Annotated in this window: 10 protein-coding genes and 1 pseudogene; 4 read left to right on the top strand and 7 right to left on the bottom strand. The window is 61.2% G+C overall.

The annotated features are described in order from the left end of the window. Positions 1-107 precede the first annotated feature (107 nt). From J2X43_RS08075 to J2X43_RS08060, 4 genes are read left to right on the top strand one after another with little or no spacing between them, the layout of a single operon-like run. The gene (locus tag J2X43_RS08075) at positions 108-1,904 is read left to right on the top strand and encodes an acyl-CoA dehydrogenase C-terminal domain-containing protein (RefSeq protein ID WP_310293086.1); all 1,797 of its coding nucleotides are present in this window, start codon (positions 108-110) and stop codon (positions 1,902-1,904) included. Between the two features lie 45 nt (positions 1,905-1,949). Then, the gene (locus J2X43_RS08070) at positions 1,950-2,195 is read left to right on the top strand and encodes a hypothetical protein (RefSeq protein ID WP_310293083.1); all 246 of its coding nucleotides are present in this window, start codon (positions 1,950-1,952) and stop codon (positions 2,193-2,195) included. Between the two features lie 36 nt (positions 2,196-2,231). After that, positions 2,232-3,440 carry an acetyl-CoA C-acetyltransferase gene (locus tag J2X43_RS08065; protein WP_310293080.1) on the top strand — a complete coding sequence of 403 codons (1,209 nt, stop codon included), beginning with the start codon at positions 2,232-2,234 and terminating at the stop codon, positions 3,438-3,440. Between the two features lie 12 nt (positions 3,441-3,452). After that, on the top strand, positions 3,453-5,666 hold the full coding sequence (locus J2X43_RS08060; RefSeq protein WP_310293076.1) for a 3-hydroxyacyl-CoA dehydrogenase NAD-binding domain-containing protein: 2,214 nt from the start codon (positions 3,453-3,455) through the stop codon (positions 5,664-5,666). 155 nt (positions 5,667-5,821) lie between these two features. Here J2X43_RS08060 and greA read toward each other — a convergent pair whose 3' ends face one another. From greA to J2X43_RS08025, 7 genes and pseudogenes are all read right to left on the bottom strand, one after another. After that, positions 5,822-6,304: a transcription elongation factor GreA gene (greA, locus tag J2X43_RS08055; RefSeq protein ID WP_310293073.1), complete on the bottom strand. Its 483-nt coding sequence runs from the start codon at positions 6,302-6,304 to the stop codon at positions 5,822-5,824. Between the two features lie 67 nt (positions 6,305-6,371). Continuing rightward, the gene (locus tag J2X43_RS08050; protein WP_310293069.1) at positions 6,372-7,721 is read right to left on the bottom strand and encodes a DUF882 domain-containing protein; all 1,350 of its coding nucleotides are present in this window, start codon (positions 7,719-7,721) and stop codon (positions 6,372-6,374) included. A 197-nt stretch (positions 7,722-7,918) separates the two neighbouring features. Then, complete coding sequence (locus J2X43_RS08045; protein WP_310293763.1) at positions 7,919-9,097, bottom strand: toll/interleukin-1 receptor domain-containing protein; 1,179 nt, start codon at positions 9,095-9,097, stop codon at positions 7,919-7,921. 51 nt (positions 9,098-9,148) lie between these two features. Beyond that, a pseudogene (locus tag J2X43_RS08040) lies at positions 9,149-9,576 on the bottom strand (Clp protease N-terminal domain-containing protein); the annotation flags it as partial. 104 nt (positions 9,577-9,680) lie between these two features. Beyond that, positions 9,681-10,655, bottom strand: a complete 975-nt coding sequence (locus tag J2X43_RS08035) for an NAD-dependent epimerase/dehydratase family protein (RefSeq protein ID WP_310293065.1) — start codon at positions 10,653-10,655, stop codon at positions 9,681-9,683. 8 nt (positions 10,656-10,663) lie between these two features. After that, positions 10,664-11,875: a glycosyltransferase family 4 protein gene (locus J2X43_RS08030; RefSeq protein ID WP_310293062.1), complete on the bottom strand. Its 1,212-nt coding sequence runs from the start codon at positions 11,873-11,875 to the stop codon at positions 10,664-10,666. Between the two features lie 221 nt (positions 11,876-12,096). Then, on the bottom strand, positions 12,097-15,594 hold the full coding sequence (locus J2X43_RS08025) for a PAS domain-containing hybrid sensor histidine kinase/response regulator (RefSeq protein WP_310293059.1): 3,498 nt from the start codon (positions 15,592-15,594) through the stop codon (positions 12,097-12,099). Positions 15,595-15,724: the final 130 nt, after the last annotated feature.

The raw sequence follows: 15,724 nt of genomic DNA, 5'->3' as shown, positions 1-15,724 counted from the left end.
AAATTCACGCGAATGCAGAATTTGACGTTTACGCAAACGTCAATATTTTGTAAGACACTCCCATGTGCCGGTCTCGGTCCGGTCTGCGAATTGGAGGAATTCGAACGATGCCAGTCTACAAGGCCCCGGTTAACGACACGCTCTTCGTGCTGAACGACGTGCTGGGTCTGGAGCGTTACAACAATCTCCCGGGCTTTGCGGATGCCACGCCTGACATGATCGAGGCCATTCTCGGTGAGGCGGCAAAGGTCGCCGAGGAAGTGCTTTTCCCACTGAACTATTCGGGCGATCAGGAAGGCTGCAAGCGCGCTGACGACGGCTCGGTCACCGTTCCCAAGGGTTTCAAGGAAGCTTACGACGCCTATTGCCAGGGCGGCTGGACTGGCCTTGCCGTGCCGGAAAAATTCGGCGGGCAGGGGCTTCCCTACACGCTGCATGCCGCCGTCGGCGAATATACCTCCGCCGCCAATATGTCGCTGATGATGTATCCGGGCCTGACCCAGGGCGCGATCGCCGCGATCCTCGTGCATGGCTCCGACGAGCAGAAGCAGACCTACCTGCCGAAGATGGTCTCCGGCGAATGGTCCGGCACCATGAACCTCACCGAGCCGCATTGCGGCACCGATCTCGGCCTGCTGCGCACCAAGGCCGTGCCGCAGGGCGATGGCAGCTACAAGATTTCAGGCCAGAAGATTTTCATCTCCGCCGGCGAACACGGCATGACCGGCAATATCGTTCATCTCGTGCTCGCCCGCATCGAGGGCGCGCCCGAGGGCACCAAGGGCATCTCGCTCTTCATCGTCCCGAAATTCATCGTCAAGGAAGATGGCACGCCGGGTGATCGCAACGCCGTTTCCTGTGGCGCCATCGAGCACAAGATGGGCATCCACGGCAATGCCACCTGCGTCATGAACTATGACGAGGCGACCGGCTATCTGATCGGCGCGGAAAACCGTGGCCTCAACGCCATGTTCGTCATGATGAACGAAGCCCGCCTCGGCGTCGGCCTGCAGGGCCTGTCGATCTCCGAGATCGCCTATCAGAACGCCGTCAATTATGCTCGCGAGCGCATCCAGGGCCGTTCGCTTTCCGGCCCCAAGGCGCCGGACAAGAAGGCAGATCCGATCATCGTCCACCCGGATATCCGCCGCTCGCTGATGACGATCCGCGCCTTCAACGAGGCCGGCCGCGCCTTCCTGCTCTGGACCGCGCTGAAATCCGACATCGCTCACCGTTCAGCAGACGACAAGGAACGCCAGACGGCCGACGACATCCTCGGTCTCGTCACCCCGATCCTCAAGGGTGTCTTGACCGACAAGGGCTTCGACCACGCCGTCATGGCCCAGCAGGTCTTCGGCGGCCACGGCTATATTGAAGAACACGGCATGAGCCAGTATGTCCGCGATGCCCGCATCGCCATGATCTACGAAGGCGCCAACGGCATCCAGGCGCTCGATCTCGTCGGACGCAAGCTCGGCCTCAACGGCGGCCGCGCGGTCATGGCGCTGTTCAAGGAAATCGGTGATTTCTGCGAGGAAAACCGCAACGACGAGAAGCTCGCCTTCTTCACCAAGCACCTGAAGAAGGGCTTGAACGACGTCCAGGCGGCAACCATGTGGTTCATGCAGAATGCCATGGCCAAGCCCGACAATGCCGGTGCCGGCTCGACCGACTATATGCACCTCTTCGGCCTCGTGGTTCTGGGCTACATGTGGGCGAAGATGGCCAAGGCCGCGGAAGACGCGCTGGCGAATGGCGATAGCGCCCGTGCCGACTACCTGAACAACAAGCTCGTCACCGGCAAGTTCTACATGGAGCGCATTATGCCCGAGACGGCGCTGCGCAAGGCCCGCATCGAAACCGGCGCCGACACGATGATGGAACTCGCCGCCGAGGCGTTTTGAAGGCTAAACTCCCTCCCCCTTGTGGGGAGGGTTGGGGAGGGGAATTTGGTTTCTAAGGGTGATCTAAGTGATTGGGTGGTCGAAGCACTCAAATCCAACAATGGTAGCGGTTCGATTCTTTATGTCGCTCAGTATATCTGGGAGCACCACCGCAAGGATCTCGAGGGCAGTGAGCTGTTCTATTCTTGGCAATACGACATGCGATGGGCTGCAACTGAATTGCGTAAGAAGGGTCGGCTGGTTTCCGCAGATGATGATCGTCGCGGCAAGTGGACTTTGAGCAATAGCTAAGTTTCGCAGCGATGGCTGTGTCGAGGAGATGAAATAATGACCGAGGTATTCATTTACGACCACGTGCGCACGCCGCGCGGCCGCGGCAAGAAGGATGGCTCGCTGCATGAAGTGCCGTCCGTGCGCCTGGCCGCCAAGACGCTGGAAGCGATCCGCGACCGCAACGGCCTCGACACCGGCACCGTGGATGACATCATCATGGGCTGCGTCGATCCGGTCATGGATGCCGGCGCAGTCATCCCGAAGGCCGCTGCTTTCGAAGCGGGTTATTCCACCCGTGCGCCCGGCATGCAGATCTCGCGCTTCTGCGCCTCCGGCCTCGATGCTGTGAATTTCGCGGCCGGCAAGATCGCCCAGGGCGCCGATGACATCGTCATCGCCGGTGGCGTCGAAAGCATGTCGCGCGTCGGCCTCGGCATGTCTGGCGGCGCCTGGTTCATGGACCCGTCGGTCAACTTCCCGGCCTATTTCATGCCGCAGGGCGTCTCCGCCGATCTGATCGCCACCAAATATGGTTTCAGCCGCGACGACGTCGATGCTTATGCCGTCGAAAGCCAGAAGCGCGCAGCGAACGCCTGGGAAAAGGGCTACTTCAAGAATTCCGTCATCCCGGTGAAGGACCAGAACGGTCTGACGATCCTGGCTCATGACGAGCACATGCGCCCCGGCACCGACATGCAGGCTCTGGCCTCGCTGAACCCGTCCTTCCAGATGCCGGGCGAAATGGGCGGCTTCGAAGCCGTCGGCATCCAGGCCCACCCTGAAGTCGAGCGTATCAACTACGTCCACCACGCCGGCAATTCCTCCGGCATCGTCGATGGCGCAGCCGCCGTGCTGCTTGGCTCCAAGGCCGGTGGTGAAAGCCTCGGCAAGAAGCCACGCGGCCGCATCAAGGCCTTCGCCAATATCGGCTCCGACCCGGCGCTGATGCTGACCGGCCCGGTCGACGTCACCGAAAAGCTTTTGAAGCGCACCGGCATGTCGCTTGCCGATATCGACCTCTTCGAACTCAACGAAGCCTTCGCCGCCGTCGTGCTACGCTACATGCAGGCCTTCGACATCGCCCACGACAAGATCAACGTCAACGGCGGCGCCATCGCCATGGGCCATCCGCTCGGCGCCACGGGCGCGATGATCCTCGGTACCGTGCTCGACGAGTTGGAACGCCGCGACCTGAATACCGCGCTGGTCACCCTCTGCATCGGCGCCGGCATGGGCACGGCAACCGTCATCGAACGCGTCTAAGGGAGAGAGACGATGAGCTACACCAATTTCACCGTCGCCACCGATGCCGATGGCATCGCCCTTGTCACCTGGGATATGCCCGGCAAGTCGATGAATGTCTTCACCACCGAGGTGATGGAAGAGCTGAACGCCATCGTTGACGCCACCGTCGCCGACAGCGCCGTCAAGGGCGTGGTGATCACCTCCGGCAAGTCCACCTTCTCCGGCGGCGCCGATCTGTCGATGATCAAGGCGATGTTCACCTTCTACAACGACGAGAAGGCCGCCAATCCCGATACCGCCGCGCAAAAACTGTTCGATCTCGTCGGCCGCATGACCGGTCTGTTCCGCAAGCTCGAAACATGTGGCAAGCCGTGGGTCTCGGCGATCAACGGCACCTGCATGGGTGGCGCGCTCGAGATGTCGCTCGCCTGCCATGGCCGCGTAGCCTCGAATGCCAAGTCGGTGAAGATCGCGCTTCCCGAGGTCAAGGTCGGCATCTTCCCGGGCGCTGGCGGCACGCAGCGTGTCGCGCGCCTTGCCGATGCGCAGTCCGCCCTGCAGATGATGACCACGGGCCAGTCGCTCTCCGCCTCGCGCACCAAGGCGATGAACCTCGTGCATCAGGTGGTCGAGCCGGACCAGCTGATCCCGGCCGCCAAGCAGATGATCAAGGATGGCCTGAAGCCGGTCGCCCCCTGGGATGAGAAGGGCTTCAAGGTTCCGGGCGGCGGCATCTGGACGCCAGCGTCCGCGCAGCTCTGGCCCGCAGCACCCGCAATCCTGCGCCGCGAGACGGCGGGCAATTATCCGGGCGCGCTCGCCATCCTGAAATGCGTCTATGAAGGCCTGCAGGTGCCCTTCGATACGGCGCTGAAGATCGAGCAACGCTATTTCACCCAGGTGCTGCAGACCACCGAAGCCTTCTCGATGATCCGCTCGCTGTTCATCTCGATGCAGGAACTCGGCAAGGGCGCCCGCCGCCCGGCCGGTCAGCCGAAGACCGAACTCAAGAGGATCGGCGTCGTCGGCGCCGGCTTCATGGGCGCGTCGATTGCTTACGTCTCGGCCGCTGCTGGTCTCGAGGTCACGCTCATTGACCGCGATATGGACGCTGCGAACAAGGGCAAGGCGACAGGCGAGGGCCTGGCAAAGGATTCCGTCGGTAAGGGCCGGCTGACGCAGGATGAGGCCGCCGCCATCCTCGCCCGCATCACGCCCTCCGCCGACTACGCTGATCTCAAGGATGTCGGCCTTGTCATCGAAGCCGTGTTCGAGGACCGCGACGTCAAGAAAGCCGTCATCGAGGCTGTCGAGGAAGTGCTGCCCGAAGGCGCCATCTTCGCCTCCAATACCTCGACGCTGCCGATCTCGGGTCTCGCCAAGAACTCCAAGCGCCCCGGCGATTTCATCGGCATCCACTTCTTCTCTCCGGTCGAGAAGATGATGCTGACCGAAGTGATCCTCGGCAAGGAAACCGGCGACAAGGCGCTCGCCGTGGCGCTCGACTACGTTGCCGCGATCAAGAAGACGCCGATCGTCGTCAACGATACCCGCGGCTTCTTCGTCAACCGCTGCGTCCTGCGCTACATGTCGGAAAGCTATGACATGCTGATTGAGGGTGTGCCGCCGGCGATGATCGAGAATGCCGCCAAGATGGCCGGCATGCCGGTCGGACCGCTGGCGCTGAACGACGAAGTGGCGATCGACCTGTCGCTGAAGATCCTCAAGGCCACCGTCGCCGATCTCGGCGATAAGGCCATCGATCCGCGCCACATGGAGCTCGTCTCCCGCATGGTCGAAAAGGAAGGCCGCTTCGGCCGCAAGAATTCGAAGGGTTTCTACGACTACCCGCCGAAGCCCGCCAAAAAGTCGCTCTGGCCTGAGTTGAAGAGCTTCTATCCGCAGAAGAAGGCCGATGATCTCGATATCGAGGTGCTGAAGCAGCGCTTCCTCGTTACCATCGCGCTGGAGGCCGCCCGCACGGTCGAGGAAGGCATCGTGACCGATCCGCGCGAGGCCGATGTCGGCTCCATCCTCGGCTTCGGCTTCGCGCCCTATACCGGTGGAGCACTCAGCTATATCGACGGCATGGGCGCCAAGGCCTTCGTCGAACTGGCGGAAAAGCTGGCGACCAGCTACGGCCCGCATTTCAAGCCGACACCGCTGCTGAAGGACATGGCCGCCAAGGGTGAGACCTTCTATGGCCGGTTTGATCCCTATCGCGGAGAGAAGGAGGCGGCGTAAGCGGCCTCTGACAGGGTGCCCGCACTAAGCAGCCACCCACTACGCCGTCATGCTCGGGCTTGTCCCGAGTATCCACAACGGCAGGCACGGCGTAAGACGGTTGCGTAGATCCTCGGCTCAAGGCCGAGGATGACGTCCCTCTCTGGAGGCGCCCCTCAAGCGATCGCCGTAATCTCCAGCTCCTGATCGCCCACCATCGCGAGATCACCGACACCCTTGCCCATCAGTCCTCGCGCCACAGGCGAAACAAACGAAATCGACCCAACTTTGGGATCCGCCTCATCCTCGCCAACGATCCGGTAGGTCTGCACCCGACCGTCATCGCGGCTGAAGGTCACCTTGCTGCCGAAGGCGACGATGTCGGTGGAGGCGGGCGCCGGCATCACCTGCGCGGTGCGCACGCGCTCGGCAAAATAGCGGAAATCGCGCAGCGGAATGGCGGTCTGCCGCCGCTTCTCGTTGACGTCCTCGATCCCGGCGGCGGCTTCCACGCCGTCGCGTGCCTGCTGCAGCTGCTCTTCCAGCGCCTTCAGGCCGGCTTCGGTAACGAGGTTCGGGTGTGGCGAGATCGGGCGGTCGGGCAGATGGGTTTCCGCAGCCGTTTCCGCGCTCTCTTCCTTGACGAAAGCGGTACTCAATTCTCAAACTCCATTCAGGCTGGCGCCGTCATCGGGCGCAGGCGGGCGCTTGATCCGCGCCCATCCCTCAGCCTGCCTGATCGGACCCGAAGCGGTCAACATCGAACTCGGCTTCGTCACTTTCCTCTTCGTCGTCCATGACCTCGTAGGCCATGCTGTGATCGGCAAGGATCGCCCGGCGGATGATCCGCGGCGCGCTCATGCCGAGCTCGCGTCCGTTGCCATGCAGCGCCCAGCCGATCAGTGCCTCGTCGGAGATGGCGGAAACGCCGCCATCGAGCTCGGGTGACTTCGCCATCGGCAATGCTGCCATCAGCTCGGCCCGGGCGCCGGGCATCGAACTCGGCTTCAGCGAGGCGAGCGCGCTGGCGCCGAACGAGGGCACGGAAGGGCGGATCGCGGGCCTGATGGCAACGGGATCGATCGACGCCGTCTGGACCGGATCGACCGGTGCCGCGGCGCTCTCGCTGCCCGGCCGGAAGGCCGGCAGTGGCACGCTCAGCGAAGCGAGATTGGTGAAGGTTTCAGGAGCAGGCTTTTCCGGCACAGGCGCTGCAGCCAGCATCGGGATCTCGCGCCGGACGCTGCGCGGCGTCGGCACCAGCGCCGTTGCCAGCTTGCTCGGAAGCGTCGCGCTGCCGCCCGTATCCTCGTCGTCCTCGGCCGAGGCGATCTCGACGGTCTTCACGCTGCCGCGCTTCTTGTATTCGGCGACCGCCTGGTTGTAGCCCGGCAGCGGCCGTCCATCGGCCGGTACATGCATGGTTCTGCCGCTCGGGAAGATGCGCGCCAGCTCCTGGCGCGACATGCGCGGCCAGGCGCGCACCCGGCCGACATCGAGATGCACGAAGGGCGAGCCGGATTTCGGATAATAGCCGACGCCGCCGCCCTGCATCTGCATGGCGATGCCGCGCAGCTTGGAAAGCTGCACACCCGGAATATAGAAGTCCATCGCCTTGCCCAGCATGTGCTGGCTGTTCTTGGCAACGCCAGTCAGCCGCGAGCGGGTGCGCAGCATGTTGTTGGTGGCGGGCGAACGGTAGGCGGAAACGATATGGATGTAATCGCGCCCGCCGGCCTTCTGATAGACCTCCCAGACGAGATCGAGCAGCCGCGGATCCATGCGCGCCGGCTCGTTGCGGCGCCAGTCACGCAGGAAACGGTTGATCTGCGTCAGCCCGCGCTGATCGAACTTGCCGTTACGCTTGAAGGTGATCGTCGCCTTCTCGCCGGTATGGGTGAAATAGAGTTTCAGCGCCCGGTCTTCGGCAGCCGCCCCAACCTCGGAGCCAAGAAAGGCGGGCACCGCCAGAAACGCAGCCACGAGAGCCCGGGCCGCACGCCGCGCCAGCGCCGAAAGGAAGCCAAGCCCCTCGCGCTCCCCAACCGTCCGCGTTTCCACCGCATATTCCATCATGACCATCTCCGTCTTACGCGGGAACAAAGGCAGCAGAGGTCCGGTGAACGCCTACAATACCGCGCCTTAAGCGGCGATTATGGTCAATAAAGGTTTAACAAGGGGTTGATGGGGAAGTGTTGTCGTGGACCACTTGTCACCCAAGATCCGATGCACGTAAAACGATATCAAACGGCGTGGAATAATATTTCTAGAATTCAGAAGAGCGAGACGATGAAGGAGAATAGCTTTTCGGCTTTCGATGCAAGCGTAATTGCTGCCTCAGGAGCGGTAAGTATATTTGCTGCAACACCCGCAGCCGATGCGGCGACTATAGATCCTGCAATGGCGCCCAGTTTGAGAATAGAGTTTCTAATTTCAAAGTTTTTTGCATTTGTATCGTTACTATAATAGGAAACTATACCAACGTTATCCTTGATAAGGCTGGCATAGTGATTGATGGCCTCAATTGCTGTATCGTCGAGCGTGTCGATGGAGGCTTGATCCGCGGCAAGTTCGCTTGCTTGTGTGGCAAGGCTGCTAAGCGTCGAGTTCGAAATCGATTCCAATTGTAATTCTGGCTGCTCCGTCGATTTTTTCTCTTCTGGTTGCTGAGGCCGTAGTAGGGGCTCAAGCTGCCTGTGCCGAAGCGCTAGTCGTTTGACATCGTGAAGCGTTGTACCTGGCCAATCTTCATCTTGGTAAATATTTACGCACTCCGCAACCGATGCGGCAGCGTCATCCAAGGCATACCAGCAAACTTTACTCCATTGGAGTGCCTTAGAGTATTTGGAAATAGATCGCCGAATCGCTTGGGGAAGGTTGCAATTATTGGCAGATAAGTCTTCTTCCAGCTGATCAGATAGGCTGCATTGCGCTCTGAGTCTTTCTTTCAGGTCGCTCTTATGGCTAACCGGTGGGCGCGCGTTCGGTGGGCTATCCACCACTGCAATTTTCCCGCTGACAATTTTTGTGGCGGTTGAACTAGACTCAATAATCCGTGTTCTTAGCTGGCTGGTCGACAATGTTGAGGCCTTGCCCCTGACGGCACTTACAAGCTTTTCTTCTGCAACCGAGGGCTTACCTGCGATTCTCCCAGCGGCAATATATTGCGTCTCAGCAAAGCCGTACGGCAGCGAGATTTTATCCACTCGAATTTGTATGAGCTTGCCCGCTGCTTGTGCACGAGAGGCTTCTTCGATCACTGCAGGTGATTTAACTGAATTCTCGGACCAAAGAACAACTACCGCCATGCTGTCGTGCAACCTGCGCTCGATCTCAGATCGCCATTGATTGCCTGCGCTTATATCTTGATCCCACCAGCAATTTATATTGTTTTTCAGTAGCTGTTGTCTGATCGCGCTCGCGGATTTGATATCCTTACGGGCGTAAGAGATGAAAACATACGGTTCGCCTCTCCGCTGTAAATCGATTTCGGGCGCGGTTGCCTTTTTGATTCCGTGACTTAGGAAGTTGACTGCGTCATATCTAGTGAAATCCTGCTTTGCAAAGAACTCGGCGACTTTAGATTCTCTTTCCGCGAAGGATGCTACAATAACATTTGCGCCGGTAACTTCATCGCGACCCGACGATTGAACATGTATCACTGCGCGCTGTATTACGCGTTCAAAAGCTTTGGTTGGCTTCGAATCTTCTACTATACCTTCAAAAGGCGGAAAGGCATCAAGGTACTTGCCGATATCTTTTCGGAGTTCGTTGATATCAACCGCGCACGCTTGCATGATCGCTATCGAGTCCGGCTCATCCAAGAGGCAAGTGTCAAATGCTCTAAGGTTGCATACTCTTGATGCTGTTCAATCGCGTACGACAGCGCTTGATGAAGTGCTTTTTCTAAGGAGGCTGAAAAGGTTGGCATTGAAATGCTTATGTTTGGAAAGTTTCAGATTGTATTTGAACAAAATATGCGGAAAGGCATCGCAAAGCAACTAGAAGTGACTTCAAACGTTTCGCTTGCCCATTTCACACCATCACCTCCATCTCCCGATGAAACTCCAGCGACCGCCTGATTCCCTCCTCAAGGCTTACCCTCGGCGCCAGCCCGAGCCCCCGCTGCAGCGCCGTATCGCCACACCGGTAGAACACGCCTTCCGGGCGGCTCGCGGTGCCGCTCACCTTTGGTGACCAGCCGAGCTGGCGGCTGATGCGTTCGGCGAGTTCGATGAAGGAGGTGGCGTCTCCGGTCGAGAGGTTCAGCGTCGCGCCTGAGGTCATGGCGTCCATTGTCTCGATCACGAAGCCGACGCAATCGGAGATGTGGATGAAGTCGCGGCACTGGTGGCCGCTGCCCCAGACGGAGACTTCGGGGGCGCCGCGTTCGCGGAGCAGGCGGCGGCAGATGGCGGGGAAGGGATAGGCGAGGTCCTGGTCTTCGCCATAGCCGCTGAACGGGCGGTAGGCGACGGCGCGGCCGTCATAGCGCTCGACATAGAGCTTCATCAGATATTCGCCGGTCAGCTTCGTCCAGCCATAGCTGAGATCAGGCACGCCGATCGGCCGGTCGAAGGAGATCATCTCTTCGGAAAGGATGGTCTGTGCCTCGAAGGTCTGCAGCGAGACGGGGTAGGCGGCACTCGAGCTGAAATAGACGACATTGCCGGGCCGGTTTTCGCCCGCCCAGCGCCAGAGTGCTGCATCGACGGCCAGATCCTCGGCAACGAGCAGCGTCTGGTTCTCGAGCGTCATGCGCCCGCCGACGAGGGCGGCAAGATGGAAGACATAGTCGAAATACTCGCGGCTACGATCGAAATAGCTGCGGCAATCCTCCTGCAGGAAGGTGAAATGGCGGTTGGACAGCTGCTTTTGCGATGGCGCAAGCGCGCCCGTTCCCGGTTTCAGCAGGTCGACGGAGACGACGTCCATTCCCTCGGCAAGCAGCCGCTCACTCAGATGCCGGCCGACAAAGCCGCATCCCCCAGTCACCAATGCACGTGCCATGATCCCTCCTAGGCCGCAAGAAAGGCATTTTCCCCCGTGTAGATCGCGATCATCTTCCGGTCCCATTCCTGGCGGGAGGGCGCGATCTTCTTTCCGAAGGCGCGGGCGCCCTCGGTGAGCTTTTCGACAAGACTGTCGTTCTTCACCTTGCCGAGTGCGTCGGCGAGCGAGGCGGCATCGCCGCTCTTGAACACCAGCCCGGCGCCATTCGCCGCGATCTCCTCGGAGATCAGCGCGTTGCTGCTGACGATCAGCGGTATCCCGCTCATGATCGCCTCAGCGGCGACAAGGCCATAGGGTTCCGGCATGCGCGACGGCATGATGAAGACGCGCGCCTCGCCCGCGAGCCTGGCGACGGTGGCATCATCCAGCCAGCCGGGAACCCAGCAATGCGGCAGGGTCTTCTGCATCTCTTCGAGCAGCGGCCCGCGGCCGATCAGGGTCGCGGCCTGGCCGGTCATCCTGAGCGCATCGCCGAGCGTGCGGACGCCTTTCTCCCAGGTCATGCGGCCGAGAAACATGATGCGCTCGCGAAGCCACGGTTCGGTCGGCTGGCGGGTCAGCGGTTCGGTCGGTGTGCGCAGCGTCTGGAAATGCTTGAGCGGCCCGGGCGTCAGATAGGCCTCCATGTTTTCATGGGCGAGGATCACCTCGATCCGCTCCCAGAAGGCTTCGCCGACACCGGCCTGCGCCAGCGTGCGGCGGAAGCGCCAGAGCTTGTGCAGATAGTTGCGCTTGTCGCAATTTGTGGTCAGGCAGCCGAGAGACATCGGCGTCACGCCGCAAATCTCGCCGCTTTTGTAGTTCAGGAGGCCGCCATTCGGGCAGTTGAGGAAGAAGTCATGGGCGGTGATGATGACGCGCGCATTGCTCTGCGACAGCGCATGAAAGATCGAGGGCGAGAGGATCTGGTTCCAGCCGTGAACATGGACCACCGTCTCGTCGGTGGATTCCTTAAGTAGCCCTGAGAGAGCCTCATAGGCGCGCTTGTTGAAATGCCGGTCGAAGATATTGGCGATCGCGGGCCCGTCGCGCAAAGGCTTTTCGCCGAGCGCGATGGTGCGCACATCAAGCCCGTATTCCTTCAGCCCCGCCCCGTCGTCGCCGACGAAGAAGGTGCAGTTGACCCCGGCATCGACACAGGCTTCCAGGCATTGGATGGCAACCTTGGTGGCGCCACCCCGGACAACGGAAACGTCATTGACGACAATCAGGCGCATGTGTGAGACCAAAGCTATGCCAGGGCCCAGGGCGGACCCGTGTCGATGAGGTGGAGAAGATTGCCCGGCTCAATGAGGCGATGGATCGCACGCTATTGCAATTCAGCCTTTTGCATTAGCCTACCATTGCGGGCACCGGCGGCGATCTTTTGTACAACCGCCGCGCTTGCGTTTTCGCGCATGGCGACGGCGGTCCGGAAGGCAGGTTCTCTGGGGAGACGTTACTCCGCGGCTGCCCGCTTCTGGCCCGAAATCTGCGTGATGAAGGCGCGAAGTGCGGCCGGGCGCACCGGCTTGTGCTGCACGGCAATCCCGTGGCGTTCGGCTTCCGCCCGGATTTCGAGCGTCCGGTCGGCCGTCAGAAGCAGTGCCGGAAGCTCGGCGCCGAAGCGCTGGCGCAGATCGAGGATCGCGGCAATGCCGGTCCCGTCGTCGAGGTGATAGTCGGCGATAACAAGGTCCGGCGCCGGCGCATGGAACTCCGCCACTTCGGCGAGTGAAGCCAGCGATTGCACCTCGCAGCCCCAGCCTGAAATCAGAAGCCGCATGCCCTCGATAATATTCGGTTCGTTGTCGATGCAGAGGATCTTCAGGCCGCGGAGCGTCTGCGCCTGACGTTCAGTGCTGACGGCCGCAACCGGCGCTGCCCCGAGCTTCGTGGTGTCGAGCGGCATGGTGATGCGGAAATCGGTTCCCTTGCCATGCGTCGAGTGCAGCTCCACCGGATGGTTCAGAACGCGGGCGATGCGATCGACGATGGAAAGCCCGAGCCCGAGCCCGGTCGCGGTCTTGGCGCCTTCGTCGAGGCGGGCGAATTCCTTGAAGACGGTGCGGAATTTCGACGGCGGAATGCCGATGCCAGAATCCATCACCTGGATCACCACCTTGTCGCCGCGCCGGCGCGCACCGACCAGCACCTTGCCGGTCAGCGTGTACTTGATGGCGTTGGAGACGAGGTTCTGCACTAGGCGGCGCAACAGGTTCGGGTCGGAGCGCACCTTCAGCGTCGTCGGCATCACCACCAGCTTCAGCTTCTTCTCGCGGGCGATCGGCGCGAAATCGGTCTCGATCCGTTGGAGAAGGTCCGATAGCGGCACGGTCGTCAGCCGCGGCCGCATCGCGCCGGTATCCAGCCGCGAGATATCGAGCACGGCGCCGAGAATGGTCTCGACCGACTCAAGCGCCGAGTCGATGTTGCGGACGATCGGCCCGTTGTCGGATTGCGCCATGCGCTCGACCAGCGCCGATGAATAGAGCCGCGCGGCATTCAGTGGCTGCAGAATGTCGTGGCCGGCGGCGGCAAAGAAGCGGGTCTTACCGATATTGGCCTCGTCGGCCGAGGCACGCGCTTCGCCGAGCTCATGGTTGACCCGCGTCAGCTCGGCGGTGCGTTCGGCAACGCGCTGCTCCAGCGTTTCGTTCGCCTGCTTCAGCGCCCTGTCGGCCTCGACGCGCTGGGTAATGTCGGTAAAGGTAGCAACGATGCCCTTGTCCGGCATGGCGTTGGAGCGCACTTCGATGATGCTGTCGCCGCCGCCGAGCACCAGCGAGAACGGCTTGTCGAGCGTCTGGAAGTGGCGGACGGTCTGCGCCAGATCGGCGGCCGGTATGTCGCCGCGCTGACCGAGAATGGCAACGATCTCCGACAGCGGAAATCCGACGCGGCCGACATCTTCAGGCAGGTCGAGCAACTGGCGGAAGCGCCGGTTCCAGATCGTCAGCCGGTTGGAACTGTCGAAGACGGCGATCCCCTGATCCATCTGCGACAAGGCCGTCTGCAGCATGTCCTGGTTATATTGCAGCGCCTCGCTCGCCTGGTCGAGCAGCCAGGCCGTATCCGACGACGCATCCTCGATCTTCTGCAGGATCAGCGACAGCACCAGCCTTGCCGAAGACGAGCCGATAGCGCTGCCGAGCAGCTGTTCGCTGAAGTGGATCAGCGCCATGTCGGCCGGCTGGTCGTCTTCCAGTTTGCGGCCGGAGCTTTGCTCGTAGGTCGCAAGCGAGCGCTGCATCCGTTCCTCGCCGAGATAGCGGGCGATGGCGGCCTTCAGATCGCCGACGCTGATCCGCGTCTTCCAGCCGCGTGTCGCAAACTGCGAGCGCGACTGCCGCTTGACGAAGATGCCCGCCTGGATGCGCTCCAGCGGCCGCGCATTGCGCGTCATCGAGCCGACGATGAAGAAAGCCGTGTTGACGAGCAGGCTCATCGTGGTTGCGTTGACGAGAGGGTCGGCATCCGGCGCCGTGAAAACCGTCGTGCCGGGAAACAGGAAACCCAGGAAGCCGCTGGCGATATAGGAATAATCAGGCCCGCCGAGCGACGGCAGGAACAGCAGGTAGAACCAGATGACGAAGCCCGACGTCAGCCCGAGGATTGCGCCACGCGCATTCGCCCGCCGCCACACGAGGCCGCCGAACAGCGCAGGCGCGATCTGTCCGATCGCCGCAAAGGAGAGCAGGCCGATCGAGGCGAGGCCCGCCGTACTGTCGGTCGAACGGTAATAGGCATAGCCGAGCAGCAGGACGGCGAAAATGGCGCTGCGGCGGATGTTGAGCAGTGTCTTGGCAAAGTCGTCGCGCTGGCTGGCGCGCCCGGCGAGCTTCCGCCGCAGGAAGATCGGCATGATGATGTCGTTCGACACCATGATCGACAAAGCCACAGAATCGACGATCACCATCGCTGTTGCCGCCGAGAAACCACCGATGAAGGTAATCAGCGAGACCACGGGCATCTGCCCGGCAAGCGGCAGCGAGAGCACGTAGAGGTCGGCATTGCCGGCGCCGCCGAAGGTCAGCAGCCCGCCGATCGCCACCGGCAGGACGAAGAGATTGATGGCGACGAGATAGAGCGGGAACAGATAGCCCGCGAGCCTCAGCTGCTTGGCCGTCCTGTTCTCGACGACGGTCACATGGAACTGCCGCGGCAGCATGATGATCGCAAAGGCCGAGAGCAGCGTCAGCACGATCCAGCGGCTGATAGGCGTCTGATAATCCAGCGCTGCTGTGACCAAGGGGTTCGCCGTGCTTTTCTCCCAGAGGTCGATTGGCCCGTCGAACAGGAACCAGATGACGCAGATACCGGCCGTCAGAAAGGCGATGAGCTTGACGACGGATTCCATCGAGACGGCGAGGATCAGCCCGTCTTGATGCTCGGTCGCATCCGTGTGGCGGGTGCCGAACATCACCGCGAAACAGGCAAGCATGAGGGTGACGATCAGCGGCAGATCGAGGAAGTAGAGATTGCCGCTGCCGATGCCGTAATCCTGCGGGTTCACGACAACAGAAACGGTGCTGGAAATCGCCTTGAGCTGCAGCGCGATATAGGGAATGACGCCGACCAGCGATATCAGTGCAACGATCGTCGCGACGGTTGAATTTTTCCCGTAGCGCGCCGCGATGAAGTCGGCGACCGACGTCAGCTTCTCGGCTTTGGCAAGCTCGATGATCCGCCGCAGGAGCGGCATGCCGAGCGTGAAGACCAGGATCGGTCCGATATAGATCCCGGCAAATTCGAGGCCGTGCTGCGAGGCAAGGCCGACACCGCCGAAATAGGTCCAGGACGTGCAATAGATCGCCAGGCTGAGCGCATAGACAACCGGCCAGCCGCCCTCCTGCGTGCCGAGCCGGCGGCTTTTGCGATCGCCATAGCTCGCGACGGCAAACAGCAGCAGCATGTAGCCGAAGGCAGACGCGATTATGACCCAGCCAGGAAGCATCGATCCTCCACCGGCGAACTGTTCGCCGGGCCCCTTGAGTTTCAAAGATTAGGGGAAATGCCCGCCTTTGGAAATCGGGGCGGTCTAGACCTTAAGTCCAAGACGCCGGAAGAAGTGGTTATTCAAAATT

The sequence above is a fragment of the Rhizobium sp. BE258 genome (assembly GCF_031457345.1).
Classification (GTDB): Bacteria; Pseudomonadota; Alphaproteobacteria; order Rhizobiales; family Rhizobiaceae; genus Rhizobium.
Note: the sequence above shows the minus strand (reverse complement) of the source record. Positions and strands in the feature narration are given on the sequence as shown.